General features: G+C 72.6%; 1 pseudogene. It reads left to right on the top strand.

The features are described from left to right. Positions 1–285, top strand: a pseudogene (locus tag BIV03_RS19435) (transcriptional regulator); the annotation flags it as partial. Between the last annotated feature and the right edge of the window lie 40 nt (positions 286–325).

Below are 325 nucleotides of genomic sequence, written 5' to 3'. Positions count from 1 at the left end.
GACGGGCTCCTCGACGCGGTGGCGTTCCGCCCGCGTGGCGCCTTCGGCTGGACGAAGATCGGCTACGGCCTGTCGCTCAACCGCTTCTACCACCGGACGCGCTTCGGACGGCTGCTCGCGCGCTTCCTCCCGCGGTCGCGGACGCTCGGCTACACGACGGCGCGGCGACTCGACCTCGTGCTCGACGAGCCCGAACAGCTGCAGTTGGACGGTGATCCGTTCGGCCTGGTGGCCGCTGCCAGCCTGCGCGTCGAGCACGGCGGTCTCGTGCTGCGGACGGCCTGACACGGCGGTCCGACGTGGGTGCGTGACGGACGGGAGGCGC

This window comes from Curtobacterium sp. MCBA15_016 (assembly GCF_001865105.1).
Classification (GTDB): domain Bacteria; phylum Actinomycetota; class Actinomycetes; order Actinomycetales; family Microbacteriaceae; genus Curtobacterium.
This window is presented reverse-complemented; position numbering and strand designations above follow the sequence as displayed.